Source organism: Candidatus Thermoplasmatota archaeon (assembly GCA_035540375.1).
Classification (GTDB): domain Archaea; phylum Thermoplasmatota; class SW-10-69-26; order JACQPN01; family JAJPHT01; genus DATLGO01.
The window spans coordinates 83,383-98,575 of record DATLGO010000102.1; the positions used below are offsets into that span (position 1 = coordinate 83,383).

General features: G+C 69.3%; 24 protein-coding genes and 1 pseudogene. 3 read left to right on the plus strand and 22 right to left on the minus strand.

The features are described from left to right. Positions 1-7 precede the first annotated feature (7 nt). Positions 8-181, plus strand: a complete 174-nt coding sequence (locus VM889_13115) for a hypothetical protein (protein HVL49490.1) — start codon at positions 8-10, stop codon at positions 179-181. Here VM889_13115 and VM889_13120 read toward each other — a convergent pair whose 3' ends face one another. The 4 genes from VM889_13120 to VM889_13135 are packed head-to-tail and all read right to left on the minus strand — an operon-like array spanning position 182 to position 3,087. Further along, positions 182-1,183, minus strand: coding sequence for an RNA-guided pseudouridylation complex pseudouridine synthase subunit Cbf5 (locus VM889_13120; GenBank protein ID HVL49491.1), 1,002 nt, complete (start codon positions 1,181-1,183; stop codon positions 182-184). Positions 1,184-1,226: 43 nt separating this feature from the next. Then, positions 1,227-1,787: a cytidylate kinase family protein gene (locus VM889_13125; GenBank protein HVL49492.1), complete on the minus strand. Its 561-nt coding sequence runs from the start codon at positions 1,785-1,787 to the stop codon at positions 1,227-1,229. Next, on the minus strand, positions 1,784-2,530 hold the full coding sequence (locus tag VM889_13130) for an EMC3/TMCO1 family protein (protein HVL49493.1): 747 nt from the start codon (positions 2,528-2,530) through the stop codon (positions 1,784-1,786). The genes VM889_13125 and VM889_13130 overlap by 4 nt, the downstream gene beginning before the upstream one ends. Before the next feature lie 8 nt (positions 2,531-2,538). Then, positions 2,539-3,087, minus strand: a complete 549-nt coding sequence (locus VM889_13135) for an adenylate kinase (GenBank protein ID HVL49494.1) — start codon at positions 3,085-3,087, stop codon at positions 2,539-2,541. A 198-nt stretch (positions 3,088-3,285) separates the two neighbouring features. Between VM889_13135 and VM889_13140 the strand changes: the two genes are divergently transcribed. After that, positions 3,286-4,533 (plus strand): sialidase family protein, encoded by a 1,248-nt coding sequence (locus VM889_13140; GenBank protein ID HVL49495.1) that lies wholly within the window; start codon positions 3,286-3,288, stop codon positions 4,531-4,533. A 98-nt stretch (positions 4,534-4,631) separates the two neighbouring features. Here VM889_13140 and VM889_13145 read toward each other — a convergent pair whose 3' ends face one another. From VM889_13145 to VM889_13215, 15 genes and pseudogenes are all read right to left on the minus strand, one after another. Beyond that, the gene (locus VM889_13145; protein HVL49496.1) at positions 4,632-6,302 is read right to left on the minus strand and encodes a hypothetical protein; all 1,671 of its coding nucleotides are present in this window, start codon (positions 6,300-6,302) and stop codon (positions 4,632-4,634) included. Positions 6,303-6,900: 598 nt separating this feature from the next. Beyond that, complete coding sequence (locus VM889_13150) at positions 6,901-7,350, minus strand: uL15 family ribosomal protein (protein ID HVL49497.1); 450 nt, start codon at positions 7,348-7,350, stop codon at positions 6,901-6,903. A 2-nt stretch (positions 7,351-7,352) separates the two neighbouring features. Further along, positions 7,353-7,895 (minus strand): 50S ribosomal protein L30, encoded by a 543-nt coding sequence (locus tag VM889_13155; GenBank protein ID HVL49498.1) that lies wholly within the window; start codon positions 7,893-7,895, stop codon positions 7,353-7,355. A gap of 5 nt (positions 7,896-7,900) precedes the next feature. Then, the gene (locus VM889_13160; protein HVL49499.1) at positions 7,901-8,581 is read right to left on the minus strand and encodes a 30S ribosomal protein S5; all 681 of its coding nucleotides are present in this window, start codon (positions 8,579-8,581) and stop codon (positions 7,901-7,903) included. Positions 8,582-8,593: 12 nt separating this feature from the next. Next, complete coding sequence (locus tag VM889_13165; GenBank protein HVL49500.1) at positions 8,594-9,238, minus strand: 50S ribosomal protein L18; 645 nt, start codon at positions 9,236-9,238, stop codon at positions 8,594-8,596. 4 nt (positions 9,239-9,242) lie between these two features. Continuing rightward, a complete protein-coding gene (locus tag VM889_13170; protein ID HVL49501.1) occupies positions 9,243-9,788 on the minus strand; it encodes a 50S ribosomal protein L19e in 546 nt (181 codons plus the stop codon). Positions 9,789-9,790: 2 nt separating this feature from the next. Then, a complete protein-coding gene (locus tag VM889_13175) occupies positions 9,791-10,513 on the minus strand; it encodes a 50S ribosomal protein L32e (protein ID HVL49502.1) in 723 nt (240 codons plus the stop codon). A gap of 5 nt (positions 10,514-10,518) precedes the next feature. Then, a complete protein-coding gene (locus VM889_13180) occupies positions 10,519-11,058 on the minus strand; it encodes a 50S ribosomal protein L6 (GenBank protein HVL49503.1) in 540 nt (179 codons plus the stop codon). Between the two features lie 7 nt (positions 11,059-11,065). Continuing rightward, positions 11,066-11,458, minus strand: a complete 393-nt coding sequence (locus VM889_13185) for a 30S ribosomal protein S8 (protein HVL49504.1) — start codon at positions 11,456-11,458, stop codon at positions 11,066-11,068. A 9-nt stretch (positions 11,459-11,467) separates the two neighbouring features. Then, entirely contained in the window at positions 11,468-11,617 is a 150-nt protein-coding gene (locus VM889_13190) for a 30S ribosomal protein S14 (protein ID HVL49505.1), read from the minus strand. After that, positions 11,617-12,132, minus strand: a complete 516-nt coding sequence (locus VM889_13195) for a 50S ribosomal protein L5 (protein ID HVL49506.1) — start codon at positions 12,130-12,132, stop codon at positions 11,617-11,619. Before VM889_13195 ends, VM889_13190 begins: the two co-directional genes overlap by 1 nt. Position 12,133: 1 nt before the next feature. Then, complete coding sequence (locus tag VM889_13200) at positions 12,134-12,853, minus strand: 30S ribosomal protein S4e (GenBank protein HVL49507.1); 720 nt, start codon at positions 12,851-12,853, stop codon at positions 12,134-12,136. A 149-nt stretch (positions 12,854-13,002) separates the two neighbouring features. Then, a pseudogene (rplX, locus tag VM889_13205) lies at positions 13,003-13,344 on the minus strand (50S ribosomal protein L24). A gap of 12 nt (positions 13,345-13,356) precedes the next feature. Beyond that, positions 13,357-13,755 carry a 50S ribosomal protein L14 gene (locus VM889_13210; protein ID HVL49508.1) on the minus strand — a complete coding sequence of 133 codons (399 nt, stop codon included), beginning with the start codon at positions 13,753-13,755 and terminating at the stop codon, positions 13,357-13,359. Next, positions 13,752-14,138 (minus strand): 30S ribosomal protein S17, encoded by a 387-nt coding sequence (locus tag VM889_13215; GenBank protein ID HVL49509.1) that lies wholly within the window; start codon positions 14,136-14,138, stop codon positions 13,752-13,754. Before VM889_13215 ends, VM889_13210 begins: the two co-directional genes overlap by 4 nt. Between VM889_13215 and VM889_13220 the strand changes: the two genes are divergently transcribed. Continuing rightward, a complete protein-coding gene (locus tag VM889_13220; protein ID HVL49510.1) occupies positions 14,137-14,424 on the plus strand; it encodes a hypothetical protein in 288 nt (95 codons plus the stop codon). The genes VM889_13215 and VM889_13220 overlap by 2 nt on opposite strands. Here VM889_13220 and VM889_13225 read toward each other — a convergent pair. The 3 genes from VM889_13225 to VM889_13235 form a co-directional block, all read right to left on the minus strand. Then, positions 14,405-14,704, minus strand: a complete 300-nt coding sequence (locus VM889_13225) for a translation initiation factor (protein ID HVL49511.1) — start codon at positions 14,702-14,704, stop codon at positions 14,405-14,407. The genes VM889_13220 and VM889_13225 overlap by 20 nt on opposite strands. 18 nt (positions 14,705-14,722) lie before the next feature. Next, on the minus strand, positions 14,723-14,929 hold the full coding sequence (gene rpmC / locus VM889_13230) for a 50S ribosomal protein L29 (protein HVL49512.1): 207 nt from the start codon (positions 14,927-14,929) through the stop codon (positions 14,723-14,725). A 4-nt stretch (positions 14,930-14,933) separates the two neighbouring features. Next, the coding region (locus VM889_13235; protein HVL49513.1) for a helix-hairpin-helix domain-containing protein at positions 14,934-15,193 on the minus strand (260 nt) is incomplete at its 5' end.

Here is a 15,193-nt window from a genome sequence, read left to right on the forward strand (position 1 = left end):
CTCCCGCATGGCCCTCTGGCGCGTGCGCTTCGCGTTCCCCGACGGAACGCACCGCGAGCAGGTTTTCGCGGCCGGCAACCGCGACGCGGCGCGCGAGCGCGCGAAGGCCGCGGCCGAAAAACTGGGGGCGCGGCTCGAGGGCGAACCCGTCGTCGCGGACCCCTCGCGCGGGTCGCTATGATCAGTCGCTCTTCTTCGTCGACCAGCCGCGCGGATACGTCCCGGGGTCCATCACGACGCGGTCCGTCTTGACCGCGATGCCGGAGTCGCCCTTGACGATGTCGCCCGCGTCGCGCTGCGCGGGCCCGACGCTCACGAGCTCGCCCTTGAGCGTGAAGACTGCCGCGAGCTCGTTGCGCTTGAGCGTCTCCTCGACGGCGACGACGCCCGGAACCGCGAGGCTCGCGCCGTGGCAGAGCGCGTCGACGGCCGAATCGCGGGCGACGACGCGCGGGAGGTGCGCGACGAGGTCCTCGACGGGGCGCACGTGGCGGCGGAGCCACGTCTCGTCGCCGGACTCCTTGTGGAACTCGAAGGCGTCGCGCAGGTCGTGGAGCGTGACGGAGGTGTGCTCGCGGAAGGCGCCCGTCTTCACGCGGCGCAGGTCGCGCATGTGCGCGGTGGTCCCGAGCACGAGGCCGACGTCGTGGCAGAGCTTCCGGATGTACGTGCCCGCCTCGCACGAGACCCAGTAGAGCGCGCGGCGGTCCTCCGCCTCCATGACCTTGAGGTCGTAGATGGTGCGCACGCGGAGCTGCTTCTTCACGGCGCTCTTGAGGGGCGGCGTCTGGTAGATGGGCCCCCGGAATTCGAGGAGGCCCTTCTTCAGCCTCTCCGCGCCGACAGGCTCGTGGGTCTCCATGACGCACACGTACTCCTTCGGCGCTTCGAGCAGGACGCGGATGACGCGCGTCGCGTCCGAGAGCGCGACGGGGAGCACGCCCGTGACGTTGGGGTCGAGCGTGCCGCCGTGGCCCGCCTTCGCGAGCCCGAGGGCGAGCTTGAGCCACGCGACGACCTGGTGCGACGTGGGGCCGGCGGGCTTGTCGAGGTTCACGGCGCCGAGGCGCAGGTGCTCCTCGATCGAGCGCGCGTGCGGGGCCTTCCCGTGCGCGGGATCGGTCTCGGCCTTCGCGCGCTCGAGCATGCGGCGCTCGGTCGGCGCGGCGGGCGGGGCTTGCACGCGGCGTCAATCCCCCGGCCGGCGATAAGGCTTTGGAGCCCCGTCAGCGCGCCTTCGGGAGGGCCGCGACGACCCGGTCCGCGATCTCGTCGGGCGTGAGGTCCGCGGTGTCGATGACGAGGTCGTAGTGCGCCGGGTCCGCGGGATCCATCCCGTAGAGCGTGCGGTAGCGCAGCGACTCCGACGTCTCGCGCTCGCGGTTCTCGGCGAGGACCGCCTCGACGTCCGACTTGTTCTCGCGCTGCGCGACGCGGCGGGCGCGGACCTCCTCGGGGGCGACGAGGAGCACGCGCACGGCCCGCGCGCCCGAAAGGCGCGCGTGCCAGACGCTCATGCGACCCTCGAGCACGACGTGGCCCTTCCGCGCGACCTCGATCATGCGGTAGTCGAGCTCGTGATCGACCTCGGGATGCTTCTCGCTGTAGTGGTTGAACTGCACCACGTCCATGCCGCGCTCGCGCGCCATGTCCCGGAAGATCTGGCCCGCGTACACGTGCGGGACGCCCAATCGCTTCGCGAGCAGCTTGCAGAGCGTGGTCGTGCCCGTGCCGGGGCCGCCCGCGACGGTGATGAGGGGAAGGTTGTCGCTCGCGGCGGCGCTCATGCCGCCCCCTTCCCGGCGGGGACGCCGTCCTGGTCAAGGTCCACGTGGCGGAACTCCCAGAGCTTGAGCGCGCGCATCGTGAGCGTGCCGAACGGGATCGAGAAGAGCGAGTAGAGGAGGACCCAGTGCGGGAGGATCCACCACGACCCGTGCGTCGCGACGTCGCCGGGGCAGTCGCGCGGGCCAAGGAGCATCCACTGGTCGTTCCACGGCATCTGGATCGGGATGCCGCACTGCGCGAGCTGATCGACCGGCGCCGTGGGGAAGGTGAGCAGGTAGTGGCCGAGCCACGCGAAGATGGGAATCACGACGAGCATGGTGAAAGCCATGGGCTTCATCGTCTGTCCCTGCATCTCCATCTGGTGCTGCATGAGCTCCGGCTGCTGCTCCGTGAGCTTCTTCATGCGGTACGAGTTGTTCGACTTGCGCGCCTCGCTGAACTCCTTCTGGAACGCGCGCATGATCTCCTGCGTTCGCGCCATCTTCACCCAGTCGGTGAAGAAGTGGCGGATCACGGTCGTCGTGACGACCATGATGATGGACGCGCCGAAGATGGTGAGCACCGGCGCTTCGCGCCCGAACCCGATGATGGGCTCGAGGACGAACCCGACGTACCGGCCGATCTGGGCCGAAAGCTCGGGGTTGAACAGGATGAGGAAGACCGCGCCGAACGTGATGAGCAGGAGGAAGGTGGAGCCCATCGACTTCGGGGCGGGGGGCGCGACGGGGGCTTTCGAGGCCATGTGCGCACCTACGCGATGGAGCGGATGACCGCGTCGCGCGTCTCGTCGACCTTGCCCTCGTGGTTGTGGATGGTGTGGACCGTGGCGCCCGTGAGGGTCGCGACGCCCATCGCGGCCATCCGGTTGATGAGCTGGTGCTCCGCGATCGCCGCGACCGAATCCTCGTCCCGCTTGCGGGTCGCGTCGTTCGTGCGCCGCTTCGCGATCTCCTCCGGCGTCGCCTCGACGAGGATGATCTGCTTGGGGTTGAGCTGCTGGACGACCCAGGCCGGAAGGCCAGGGAGGTACCCGCGGGGGGTCTTGATCGTGCAGTGCGTGTCCACGATGACGTCGCCCATCGCGGCGATGGCCTCGGCGGCCTTCACCTGGATGTCCCGCTGCACGGCCGGGTCCAGCCGGCGCATCTCGTCGCGGTCCTTCACGAGGCCGCGGGCGACGGCGACGTTAAACATCTCCGTGCCGTACACGACGACCTTGTAGCCCTTGTGCTTCCGGGCGGCCTCGATGACGGTGCTCTTCCCCACGCCGGGGACACCCGTGATGACGACGACTCCCATGGCCGGACCGCTCCTATCGGGGCTTCGCAAGCGGGGGACCCTCTATAAGGGTTTGCGCGCGACGAAGCGGGGGAGAGCTCCGCGCGCGACCCACCAAGTCGAGGAGGGCGCGACCCGCCCTCGCCTGGAGGGGGCGACCCCGCGACCGCGCGGCCGGGCGGGGCCACCTTTTATGCCCTGTCACGCCGCCTCACGGCCATGCGCACGAGCCGGCCCGTGATCGCGCTCCTCGCCTTCGCCCTCGTCCTGCCCCTCGCGGCCTACGCCGCGCCCGCGGTCGTGGAAGGCGCGCGCCTCGCGCTTGCGCCCGCGCGGGTCGGCGCCCCCGACCCCCTCGAATGGCCCGCGGGCGTCGTCTCCGGCGGCGCCGAGCCCACGATCGTCGCCGACAAGTTCGGGAAGTACCTCTGGATCGGCGACACCTCCGGCATCCGCCGCAGCGCCAACAACGGCTCCTCTTGGACGTTCCTCCGCCCGTTCGACCATGCCTCCGTGTTCGGCGACGGCTGGACGATCGCGCAGGACGACGCGGGCACCCTGTACGTCGCGACCACGCGCGGTCCCAACCTCATCTTCTCCGCGTCGCGCGACGGCGGCACGACGTGGTTCAACGCGAACCCCGCGCTCGACGTCGCCCCCATCGCGGACCGACCGTGGCTCGCGGCGCGCGGTCAGGGCGAGGTCATCCTCCTCCAGAACGCCTGGCCCATCGCCGAGACCTGCGCCCGCTCCGTCGACGGGGGGGCCACGTGGATCGAGCGCGACCCGCTGGGGGTCGGAAACCCGATCGCGGGCGCGATCGCCTACGACAACGCGGGCTACGTGTACTGGGCCGAGGAGACCGGCACGATCATCCGGGGCCGCACGTGCCTCGGCCAATGGCTGAAGACCACGCCGTTCCACTCGACGATCCGCCCCGGCTATCAGCTCGCCGTCTCGACGGACGGGACGAGCGCCTACGTCGCGGCCTCGCGCGCCGTCGCGGGCTCGCCCGCCTCCTTCGGCCCGCCGGTCGTCGGCGGCGTGAACTGGACGAACCTCCTGAACCCCGCCCGGAAGCAGCTCGTCCTCGACCACCCCGAAGTGGTGACGAGCGTGTTCGCGACCGTGAGCGCGATCGAGGACGAGGTCGCCGTCGCATACTACGGCTCCTCGACCCCGGGCGACCCGCAGCACCGCAACTATGAGGGCAACTGGCACGTGTACGTCGCGCGCATCAAGAACTTCTGGTCCGCGACCCCCACCATCACGATCGCCCGCGTCGTGACGAACATGCACAATGGCGAGATCTGCATGGCCGGCACGACCTGCACGTCCACCGACCGCGACCTCCTCGATTACTTCGGCATCGACCACGACGTCTACGGCAAGCTCCACGTCGCCTACGGATACGATTGGGGCATCTCCGGGTCGCAGGTCCGGCACCTCGTGCTGCCGGACCTCTGACGCGGTCATCGCAGGCGCGCGCGAGGGGCCCGCCGGGGGACGTCACGGACGACGAGAGGGACGCCGAACCCCCGTGCGCGGCGCGCGCCGACCCTTCGTCATTCCGCCTTGAATCCGGGAAGCGGCCACGGCTCGGGCGAAACCATCGGCATCGCGGCGTCGAAGCGGACCGTGTAGAGACCGCTCACGACGTCGTAGATGACCATCGACCCGTCGCGGTGCACCTCGACGTCCATGATCGTGGGAGCGCCGTCGAGCATGTACGCGCCGAAGCGGTTCTGGTACACGACCTGCTTCGGATTCTTCTGGAAGCCCGGCTTCGGGCTGACCTCGGTCGGCAGGAATACGCCGATCGAAGGCATCGTCGCGAGGGCCTCCGGCGTCGAGACGTCGATCGCCCAGAGGCCGCCGTGGTAGAGGCTCGCGAAGAGCGTGCGGTTCACGAGGCCGATGTAGTGCAGGCTGTACTGCAGCCCCGCGTCCCAGACGACGTCCACGGGAAGGGTCCAGGCGGAGACGAGCTTCGGCGTCTTCGGGTCCGTCGTGTCGAGGGTGAAGATGAGGCAGGTCGGCGTCTTGTCGCGGCGGCCGACGCACTCCTCGCCGAGGAACGTGTAGTGGCGACCGTCCCAGAGGCCGTCGATGGGGAGCGCCTCGTGCATGTAGGGCACCTTCGGCGCGGCGTCGCCCGCGCTCGACCACGTCTTCCAGATCGAGACGAACTTCGGGTTCCGCGGGTCGTCGATGTTCACGATGACCATCCCGAGCCCGCCATAGGCGAGGTAGAGGAGCGACTCGTTCGTGACGGGGTGCGTGTGGAACGTGCCGTCGTGCATGCCGCCCGCGTACGGGAGGTTCCCGTCCTGGTAGCGGTACTGCGAGAGGTAGTTGAGCGTCGTGCCGCCCGTCGCGCCGGGGCCCAGCTCGTAGAGCCAGTACGCGCTCGCGGGGATGACGGGGCCCGTGCTCGGAACGGGCGCGCCGACGGGCGCGGCCGAGGGGTTCGGGACCGCGAGGAGCACGAGCGTCTTCCCCTTGATCTCCGCCGTCTGCACCGAGTGCCCGCCGTAGACCGGAAGGGGACGGAAGTCCGCGTACGTCGGCTTCGCGGGATCCTTGAGGTCGATGAGCACGATGCCCGACGTGAACGGCACGACGCTTTCGGGGCCCGCGACCGGCGTCTCGAGGCCCGTGCAGGCATCGCGCCACGCCATGCGCGGCCAGGCCGCGGGGGTCGAAGCTGCGCCGCCGAGGCCCAGCATGTCGCCGCCCTTCTCGTCCGGCCCGCCGTCCCACGGGCTCGTCGCGAGGAGCACGAACTTCTGGTCCGGCGTCAGCGACAGGTCGTAGACGTGCGTGTTCTCCAGGATGAACTCGCCCACCTTCTTCGGGGCCTTCGGGTCCGTGACGTCGCTCACGACGAACGCGACGTCGCTCACGAACGAGTGCACGACGCTCAGGCGCCGCCCGTCGCGCTCGTTGCCGGACCCGCACGCGTAGCCGCCCGGCGTCCGACCGTGATAATCCGTGATGAGCGGCTCGTAGCCGATGACCTCGAAGTTCGGCGTCGTCCGGTTCAGGTGGTGCTCCACGTCCCGGTGGTCGTGCCCGTCCGGCTTGTGGACGGCGCGCTCCCACCACGTGAGCCCGTCCTTTCCGATCGGCGACGGGCCCGGGTCCTCCGCGATCGGCGGCGCCCCGCCGAGGCAGCCGGTCACGAGGAGGGCGAGGACGACGAGGACGACGCTGAGGGGCCCGGAGGCGCGCATGGCCGGCCGATCACGGTGACCCGTCAAATACGTTGTTGGAGACGCTTCGGCAGTCGCGGCGCTGCGGGCGCGGGGACCGGGACCGGGTTCCGGGATTCGGGACCGGGACCGGGACCGGGACCGGGTGCCGGGCGCCGGGAGCCGGGATTCGGGACCGGGCGCCGGGCGTCGGGGTTCGGGACCGGGACCGGGTGCCGGGCGCCGGGCGGCGGGACCGGGAGCCGGGACCGGGCGCCGGGTGCCGGGCGCCGGGCGTCGGGTCACGGGACCGGGCGCCGGGACCGGGTCCGGGTCCGGGACCGGGTCCGGGTCCGGGCCCGGGACCGCACCCGGTCTCGCGCCCAGGTAAGGATGCGCGATGCGGCCGCACCGCTCGAAGGGCGCCGACCGAACCAGGGCCCGGGAGGGGGTGCCCTGAAGCGGAGAGAGTTCGAGAAAAAAAACGCGGGTCTCGGCGGGGGGTCCAGGGGGCGGAGCCCCCTGGTGCGGGGAGGTGCAGGAGGGGGTGCAAAACCCCCTCCTGCCCGCAGGAAAAAATCCCGCCGCTCCATCTTGAACCAGAGGGAGCGGCGGCGGGATTTTTTCCGAGGACTCGCTGTTACTGCTGCACGTCCACCTGTCCGCCGGCTTCCTCGATCTTCTCGGTGGCGCGGGGGCTCGCGGTCGCGATCGTGACCTTGATCGCGTTGCGAACCTTGCCGCTGCCGAGAAGCTTGTCGAAGCCGAGCTCGGTCAGGTTGACGCTGTAGCCGCCGCCGACCTTCTGGGCCTTGCCGGCCGCGGCCCAGGTGGCGATGGCCTCGTCCAGTTCCTGCACGTTGATGGGGACGAGGGCGTCCTGGACCTCCACGGGCCGCTTGAACCCGTGCTTGCCCCAGTAGTCGCCGTCCGTCATCTTCGAGAAGTACTGGACGCGCTTGTGCTTGTGCGCGCCGGCGTTGCCCTTGCCGCCGCGCAGACCCGCGCCACGGCCCTTCTTGCGGCCGCGGCCGTGTTCGCGCGAGCCGCGGAGCTTCGAGCTTCGGCGCTTCTTGCTGAATCCGACCATGCTCAGGCCTCCTTCTCGACGCGCTTGCCGACGCCGCGACCGCGGGCGACGTTGTCGGCCGACACGGTCTCGGGCATCATGCGCTTGATCAGCGTGTTGATCTCCTTACCGCGGTAGCCGAGGCTGCCGCCCACCGTGAAGTGGCGCTTGATGGCCTCGTAGCCGCCGATCGGCGGGTGGAGACGGAAGTAGAGCTTCGCGTCCTCGCCGAGGTCCTGGAACTTCGCCTTGCCGTCGACGACCGCCTTCGCGAAGGCGTCGATCGTGGCGTGCTTGCCGCCGGTCGCGTTCTTCACGAATTCGTCCGTGATCGGCTTGTAGCCGGCGACGCGGCCGCGCGCCTTCATCAGGGAGACGAGGGTCGCGTGGTCGAGCTCGCCGTACGTGACGAAGTCCTTGATCTTCTTGACCATGCCGTCGTGGCTCGGGTCCTTGGGCACGATCGCGAGCGTGTTCACGCGGGTGAGGCGGAGCATGCGCATCGTGTCCTGGACGCCGCCGTTGATGTTGACGAGCCCGCGGACGCGGATGATGGCGTACACCATTCAGCTCACCCGACCACGGGGCCTTCCTTGATCGACAGCCGCTCGGACGTCTGGGGCGTCACGCGGACGACCGACGTGTTCTTGAGCGCGTCGTAGGTGGCCTTGGCGAAGTTGATCGTCGTCTTGGTCTGGCCGCGGGCGAAGCTCCAGCAGTCCTGGATGCCCGCGAGGCGGAGCACCTGCTTCGGGACGTCGCCCGTCGCGAGGCCGACGCCCTGCGGCGACGGCTTCAGGATGATCTCCGCGCCGCCCGTCTTGCCCTTGACCTCGAGGGGCACGGTGTGGGGGCGGCGGCAGCCGCATTCCCACGATCCGCAGCCGCGCCGGATCTCGATGAGGTTGAGCTTGGCGACGTCGATGGCGCGGCGGATCGTCGGGCCCACTTCCTTGCCGCGGGCCTGGCCGATGCCGACGAGGCCGTCGCGGTTGCCCACGACCGCGGTGACGCGGAAGCGGACGCGGCGACCGGAGTCGGTCATGCGCTGCACCATGTTGACGTCGATGACGTCGTCCTCGACATTGGGGACGAGGATGTCCACGATCTCGGGCTCGCGCAGGGGAAGCCCCGTGCGCAGGGCCTGGCTCATGCTCGTGATGGCGCCGGTCTTGACGCGGCGGCCGAGCTCCGTCTTCGGAACCCAGTCGCGCGGGTCGCGGCGGTCATCGTCGCGTCGGTGTCCTACCATGTTGTTGCCTCCTTACTCGGGGGTCTTCGCCTTCTTCTCGCCGGCGGGCTTCGCGCCCTTGCCGGCTGCCGGGTTGCCCTTCGCCGCGGGAGCGGGAGCGGCGCCCTTCTTGTCGCCGCCCTTCTTCTTCGGCGCCTCCTTCTTGGGAGGCAGGGGCTTGCCGACGATCTTCTCGTAGGTCGTGGCGAAGGCTGCCGCGACCTCCGGCTTGTTGAGATGCTCGCCGCGGGCGCGCGCGTCCTCGGGGAGGACGTCCGCGCCGTGCGGCACGTTGATCCCGCTCTCGACGAGGCCCTTGAGGGCCGCGAAGAGGCGGCCGCCCTTCTGGGGGACGGCGCGGCCGATGTCGAGGACCGCGTCCTCGATGCCGGCCTGCTTCGCGCGCTTGCCGGCAAGGAGGCCGGCGAGGTACGCGGCGGGAAGGTTCGCCGTGGCGCCCTTCCAGCCGTGCTCCGCGAGCTCGCGCGCCTCCGCCTGGGCGACGACGACGTCGCCGCCGTTCGCGAAGTTCACGAACTGGATCGTGACGTTCTTGAGCGACTGGCGGACGACCGCGCGCGTCTTGCCGCTCTTCACGAGCGCGAGGCGCGTGCGGTAGTCGGTCTTGCCCTCGCGGCGGCGCCGGAAGGGGACTCGGTAAAGGGGTCCGTGGGCCATGGGATCATTCCTCCTTCTTCGGCTTCTTCGCCGCCTTCTTCGCGGCCTTCGCGGGCTTCGCGGCCTTCGCGGGCGCGGGCGCGGCCGGGGCCGTCGCCTCGCCCTTGAGGACGCCGTCCGTGCGCAGGTGCGAGAGGAGGTGGTTGCGGCTGCGGAAGCTGCCGCCCTTCGCCTTGAGGTAGTACTTGCGGTACTGCGCGGGCGTGATCTCCTTCGCGTCGCGGAGGCCCTTCAGGACCTCGCGCTGCGGGCGGATGGTCTGGATCCAGCGGCGCTTGCGGGGGTCGCGCGCGCCGGAGGCGCCCTTGCGCGAGCCGGGCCCGCGGCGGCGGCCGCTCTCCTTCTGGATCGCGATCTTGTTGGCGCGGGCGCGCGAGACGCCCTGCGCCTGGAGCGCGCGGATCGTGCCCTTGTGGACGAGCTTGCGCACGTCCGCGCGGGTCACGGCCTCCGCGACGTCGTCGGCGTGGAGCGGGTCGATCCATACGCGCGTCTGGCCGACGCCGAGGATCTCGCTCGCGAGGCGCACCTGGTTCCTCAGGTCCGTCATGTTCAGGTCCTCCGGGGGTTGAGGACGCGGATGCCCTTCTCGGCCGCCGCGGACTCGATGAGCTTGCGCTTCCGGCCGCCGACGGTGCCGCCGATGCGGGCCGCCTGCGTCTTCGGGTCGATCTTCGCGAGCTCGTCCGGGTTGTGGACGAGGACCTCGGCGAAGCCGCTCGGGTGCAGGCCGCGCGTCAGAACCGGCGAGGCGTAGCCGATCTTCACACGGGGCGGGCGGTAGTTGAAGCCGCGGCGCTGCTTGTTGAGGCCGCCGCGGGGGCGCCTCCAGGCGTCGTCGAGCTTCTTGTAGCGGAACCAGTGGTACTTCTTGAAGCCGGGTTCCGTCGCCTTGCGGATGGCGCGGATCGCGAGCGTCTTCACGACCTCCTCGGAGAGCTGGGCCTTGATCTTCGGAGCGTAGGCGGCCTCGGCCTCGACGACCTCGACCTTCTCCTCACGCTTGGCCTTCTTCGGCTTCTCGACCGCGGCCTCCTCCTTGCGGGGGGCCTCGACGACCTCGATCTCGCCCTTCGCGCCCTCGGGCGTCGCGAGACCCTTCACGATGGCCTCCGCGGTCTTGCGCCCGATGCCCTTCTCGACGAGCTCGTCCGCGGTCGCGGCCTGGAGCTTCTCGACGCTGTCGTAGCCGGCGTCGTAAAGCTTCTCCGCGGTCTTGGGACCGACGCCGGGAAGCTTCGAGACCTTCTCGATGAACTCTTCCTTGCCAGCCATTCAGCTCACGCTCCCTTGGCGGTGATGTAGATGCCGTCCTGGAACACGCGCGGGTCGAAGCCGCGGATGCGGCACGCCTGCTCGATGTTCGCGGCGGTCTGCGACACGGCCTCGACGTCGGGACCGGTGACGACGACCTCGTCGGCGCCGGCCTTGACCTTCGCGCCCTTCATGATGCGGGCGCGGCGGGGCGTCTTCTCGCCAAGGAAGTTCTCGATGACGACGACGTCGCCGGAGACCTTCGACTTGATCGGGAAGTGGGCGTAGACCACCTTCAGCTTGTATTCGAAATCCTTCTGCGCGCCCGCGACCATGTTGCGCAGGTGGGACGAGAACGTCCCGACGAGCGCGCGGGTCTGCTTGCGGGGCTCCTCGGCGTGGATGACCACGTCGTTGCCCTCCTTCTCGAGGGTGATGAGCGGGTGGCGGAAGGCGCGGCTGAGCTCGCCGTTCTTCCCCTTGATCGTGACGACGCCGTCCTTGACGGTGGCGGTCACGCCCTGGGGCACCTTCACGACATCCCTGACTTCAGCGAGTGCCATGATGTTCACCTCAGTACACGTAGGCGAGAAGCTTCCCGCCCGTGCCCTGCTCCTTCGCGCTGTAGTGGCTCATCACGCCACCCGTGGTGGTGATGATGAGGGCGCCGAAGTCCTGGGCCGGGAGATAGCGGGATTCCCACTTCTCGTAGTCGGTCTTCTTGATCGCGTGGCGGGGCTTGATGACGCCGCAGTCGTTGATGTGGCCGACGAGCGTGACGCGGAAGAACCCGGTCCGGTTGTCGTCCACGAACTCGAACGCGCCGATGTAGCCCTGGTCCTGCATGACCTTGAGCACGTGACCGATGAGCTTGGAGGCCGGGGCCACCGAGACCTCGGCCTTGCCGGCGCGCTCCGCGTTCTTGATGAGCGAAAGGGCGTCTGCGAGGGGATCGTTGAGCATGATGGGACCTCCTTAGGAATACTTCTTGAAGCCGAGATCGCGGGCGGTCTCGCGGAAGCACTGCCGGCAGAGGAACAGCCGGTAGCTGCGGACGAGGCCGCGCTTGCGGCCGCATCGGTGGCACTCGTTGGCGCCGCGCCCGAACATCGTGTGGTCGACCATCAGATCACCTCGATCCCGAACTTGCTCTTCATGTACGAGATCGCCTCCTGCGGCGTGACCCGGTGGTGGGCCGGGATGCGCCGGGGCTGGATGCGGCGCGCCTTGACGCGCGATCCCGCGCGCTCGAGCACGACGCTCACGTTCATGCCGAAGATGCCGATCTCCGGGTCGTATCGCTGGCCCTCGAACTCCGTGTAGTCCGCGATGCCGAAATTCAGGTTCCCGGCGTCGTCGAACGAGTAGTCGGGGATCTGCCCGTTGCGGACGTAGAAGGCCTTCTTGAGGAAGGCTTCCGCGCTCTCGCCGCGGAGCGTGACGCGCACGCCGATCGGCATGCCCTCGCGCAGGTTCCAGTCGCGGTTCGTCGTGCGGCTGATCGTGCGCGCGGGCTTCGCGCCCGTGACCATCTCCATGACCTTCTCGGCCTTGATGAGCTTGTCACCGGCTTCGCCGACGCCGATGTTCACGACGACCTTGACGAGGCGGGGCTCGAGCATGGGGTTGGCGGCCGCCATCCTAAGCGACCTCCGGGAGCGCGACTTCCGCCTTGTCCTTGCCGATCACGAACACGTAGGGCTTGATCGTCGCGTACGCGACGTCGCCGCTCTTGACCGAGACGACGTTCGGGCGGGGGTTTCGCGTCTTCTCGACGCCGCCGACCGTCGCCGTCTGGCCGATGTGCTTGCCGCCCGTGATGAGGACCGTGTGGCCCGCGGCGAGCGGAAGGGCGCCCATGACCTTCTGGTCCGGGAGGTGGACCTTGAGCACGTCGCCCGTCTTGTGCGCGGCCTCCTTCACGACGATGTTGCGGCCGTCGTGGAGGTTGAGCTGGAACTTGCCGCCCGCGACCGTCGTCTTGTTCTCGACCCGGCAGAGCTTCCACGCGGCCGCGGCCGCGGGGATCTCCGTGAGGACGAGGCGACCGCGCGTGTCGAGCATGACGCGGTAGTGCTTCTCGGTCTTGGGGAGCGAGATGACGTCCATGAAGCCGACGCCGCGCTTGTGGTCCGTGACGACCTTTCCGTCCACGAGGACCTCGCGGGCGCCGAGGACGCGCTTCGCTTCGCGCAGCGTGTCGGCGACCTTGAGGTAGTCGCGGAGGATGAGGGCCATCGGGATCGAGCGGTCGGCCGCGTGGGGGCCGGGGCGCGTCTTGGGCGCCCACGTGTAGGCCTTGCGCGGGACCGTACCGGACCACACGCGGGGGCTTGCGAGGCGCTTGAGGTGCAGCGACATTACTTCTCCTCCTCTTCGTTTTCGGCGGCCTTCTCGGCCTTGGGTTCCTTCGCTTCCTCGGCGCGCTTCTTCTTGGCCTCGGCGGCATCGGCCTTGGCCTTGCGGGCCGCCTCGCGGTCTTCCTCCGTCACGTCGGACTCGGCGGCGCCGAGCTTCTTGCGACGGAAGGCGTCCGTGAGGTCGAGCTTCGTGATGAGCAGGTTCGAGGGGTGGATCGGGCGCGGCTTCGAGACCGATTTCGCGGTCTTCGTCACGACGCCGTCGACCGTCACGCGCATCGCGGAGACGTCGACTTCGAGCACCTTGCCGGTCGTGCCCTTGAAGTCTCCGCGGAGCACCTTGACGGTGTCCCCCTTGCGGAGGGTCGTCGTGCGGCGGTTGTACTTGAGGAGCAGCGGTTCCGCGAGGTGGGCGCTGATCTGCTTGCGCGCCTGGTGCGCAGGCAGGTTGTAGAGGGCCTTCCTCTGCTTTCGGGGTTGTCGGGTGACCACTTTCTCACTTCCTTACACGATCTGGCTCGCCGTGGCGGCGATACGGGGCCACCGCTCGGCGGCCTCGCGGGCCACGGGGCCCTTGATGTCCGAGCCCTTCGTCTCGCCCGTGGGCGTGACGATGACGGCGGCGTTGTCTTCGAACTGGACGATGGTGCCGTCCGGGCGGCGGTACGGGCGCTTCTGGCGCACGATGACCGCGTTCACGACCTGGCGGCGCATTTCGGGCGTCCCCTTCTTGACGGAGACGACGAGGAAGTCGCCAACGCCGCCCGCGGGGTAGCGGTTGTGGTGGCTGCCCGCGCGGGGGACGGCCACGATGGAGACGATCTTCGCGCCCGTGTTGTCGACGACGTCGAGGCGCGCGCCGACGGGGAGACCCTTGGTGCGGGTCGCCGGAATCGCCTTCACGCGGATTCCTCCTCGGCCGCGATCGAAGCGTCCTCGCCGCGGATGGCGAGCTCGCCCTTGCGGGCCTCGATCACGACGAACTGCTTCGTCTTGCTGATCGGGCGGCATTCCATGATCTTCACGAGGTCGCCCTCCTTGAGGGGGATGCAGGGCGGGTGGTGGGCCGTGTAGCGGCTCGTGCGCTTCTCGAACCTCTCGTACTTTTCGTTGCGGAAGAGGTACTCGCGCCGGACGACCACCGAGCGCTCCATCTTGGCGGAGACGACCTGGCCGTCGATGATGTGGCCGCGGACGGCGAGCCCGCCGTGGAAGGGGCAGTGCGGGTCGTCGCAGGCGCGCGAGGGCGCCGCGACGTCGATGCCGATGTCACGCGTTGTTGCCATGTTTTCACCTGATTTTCTTGATCCGGTCTTCGGGATTGTGATCGATTGTCTCGCCTTCGATGTCGATCGGACCCGCGGCCGTCGCGAACCGGAAGCGCTGACCCGGTTTCGGGATCCGACGGAGCTTTCCGTCGTCGCCCGCCACCATGAGGGTGTGGCGCGTCTCGTCCACGACGAGGCCCGCGAGGCCGGCAAGCGGGGGATGGTTCGTCCCCACGACCTCGACCCGAAGACCTATGAGTTCGCTTCGCGCGACGTTCCGGTCCTCACCGGAGCTCCGCATTGAAGCCCATCCTCTCGAGCACCTGCTTCACGCGCTGCTTGTGGTCACCTTGAAGTTCGATCTTGCCGCCCTTCTCGGTGCCGCCGCAGGCGCACGCCGCCTTGAGCTCGGAGCACAGGCTCGTGATGTCGATGTCCCCGGAGTCGATCCCGTCCACGATGGTCACCATCTTGCCGTACCGGCGGGCGACCGTGTAGATCGTGATCTCCTGCTGCTCCCGGGCGATCTCCTCACAAACGCAGATTTCCTTGGGAAGTCCGCAGACGTCACACATCAGCGCCATGTTCGTGTTGTTCCTCCGTCAGGGCCCCTGGCCCTGCGTCTCGCGTTCGATGGTCAGGAGGCGCGCGATGGTCGTGCGGAGGGCCCGGATCTTGCCGGGGTTCCGCGACGCGCCGCCCATCGCCGCGACGCCGCGCTCGTGCATGAGCTCGGCGCGCGTCTCCTCGAGCCGCTTTGCGCGGTCCGCGGGCGAAAGCCCGCGCAGTTCGGATAGCTTCGCTCCCATCGATTCACCTCTTCATCTTGGCAAGCTCTTCCTTGATCGTCTTCGCGAGCTTCGGGCCGATGCCCGCGATGTCCGCGAGCTCCGACTCCGTCGCCTCGTCGAGGGCGTTGAGGTCCGTGTAGCCGGCCTCCTCCATCGCCTTGGCCTTCATCTTCCCGACACCGGGGATGTCGGTGATGTGGCCCATGAGGCGGCGGCGGGGCGGGGCGTCCTCGACCGGCTCCGCGTGCGCGACGGGGGTCGCGGGCGCGGAGCCGGTCGAGG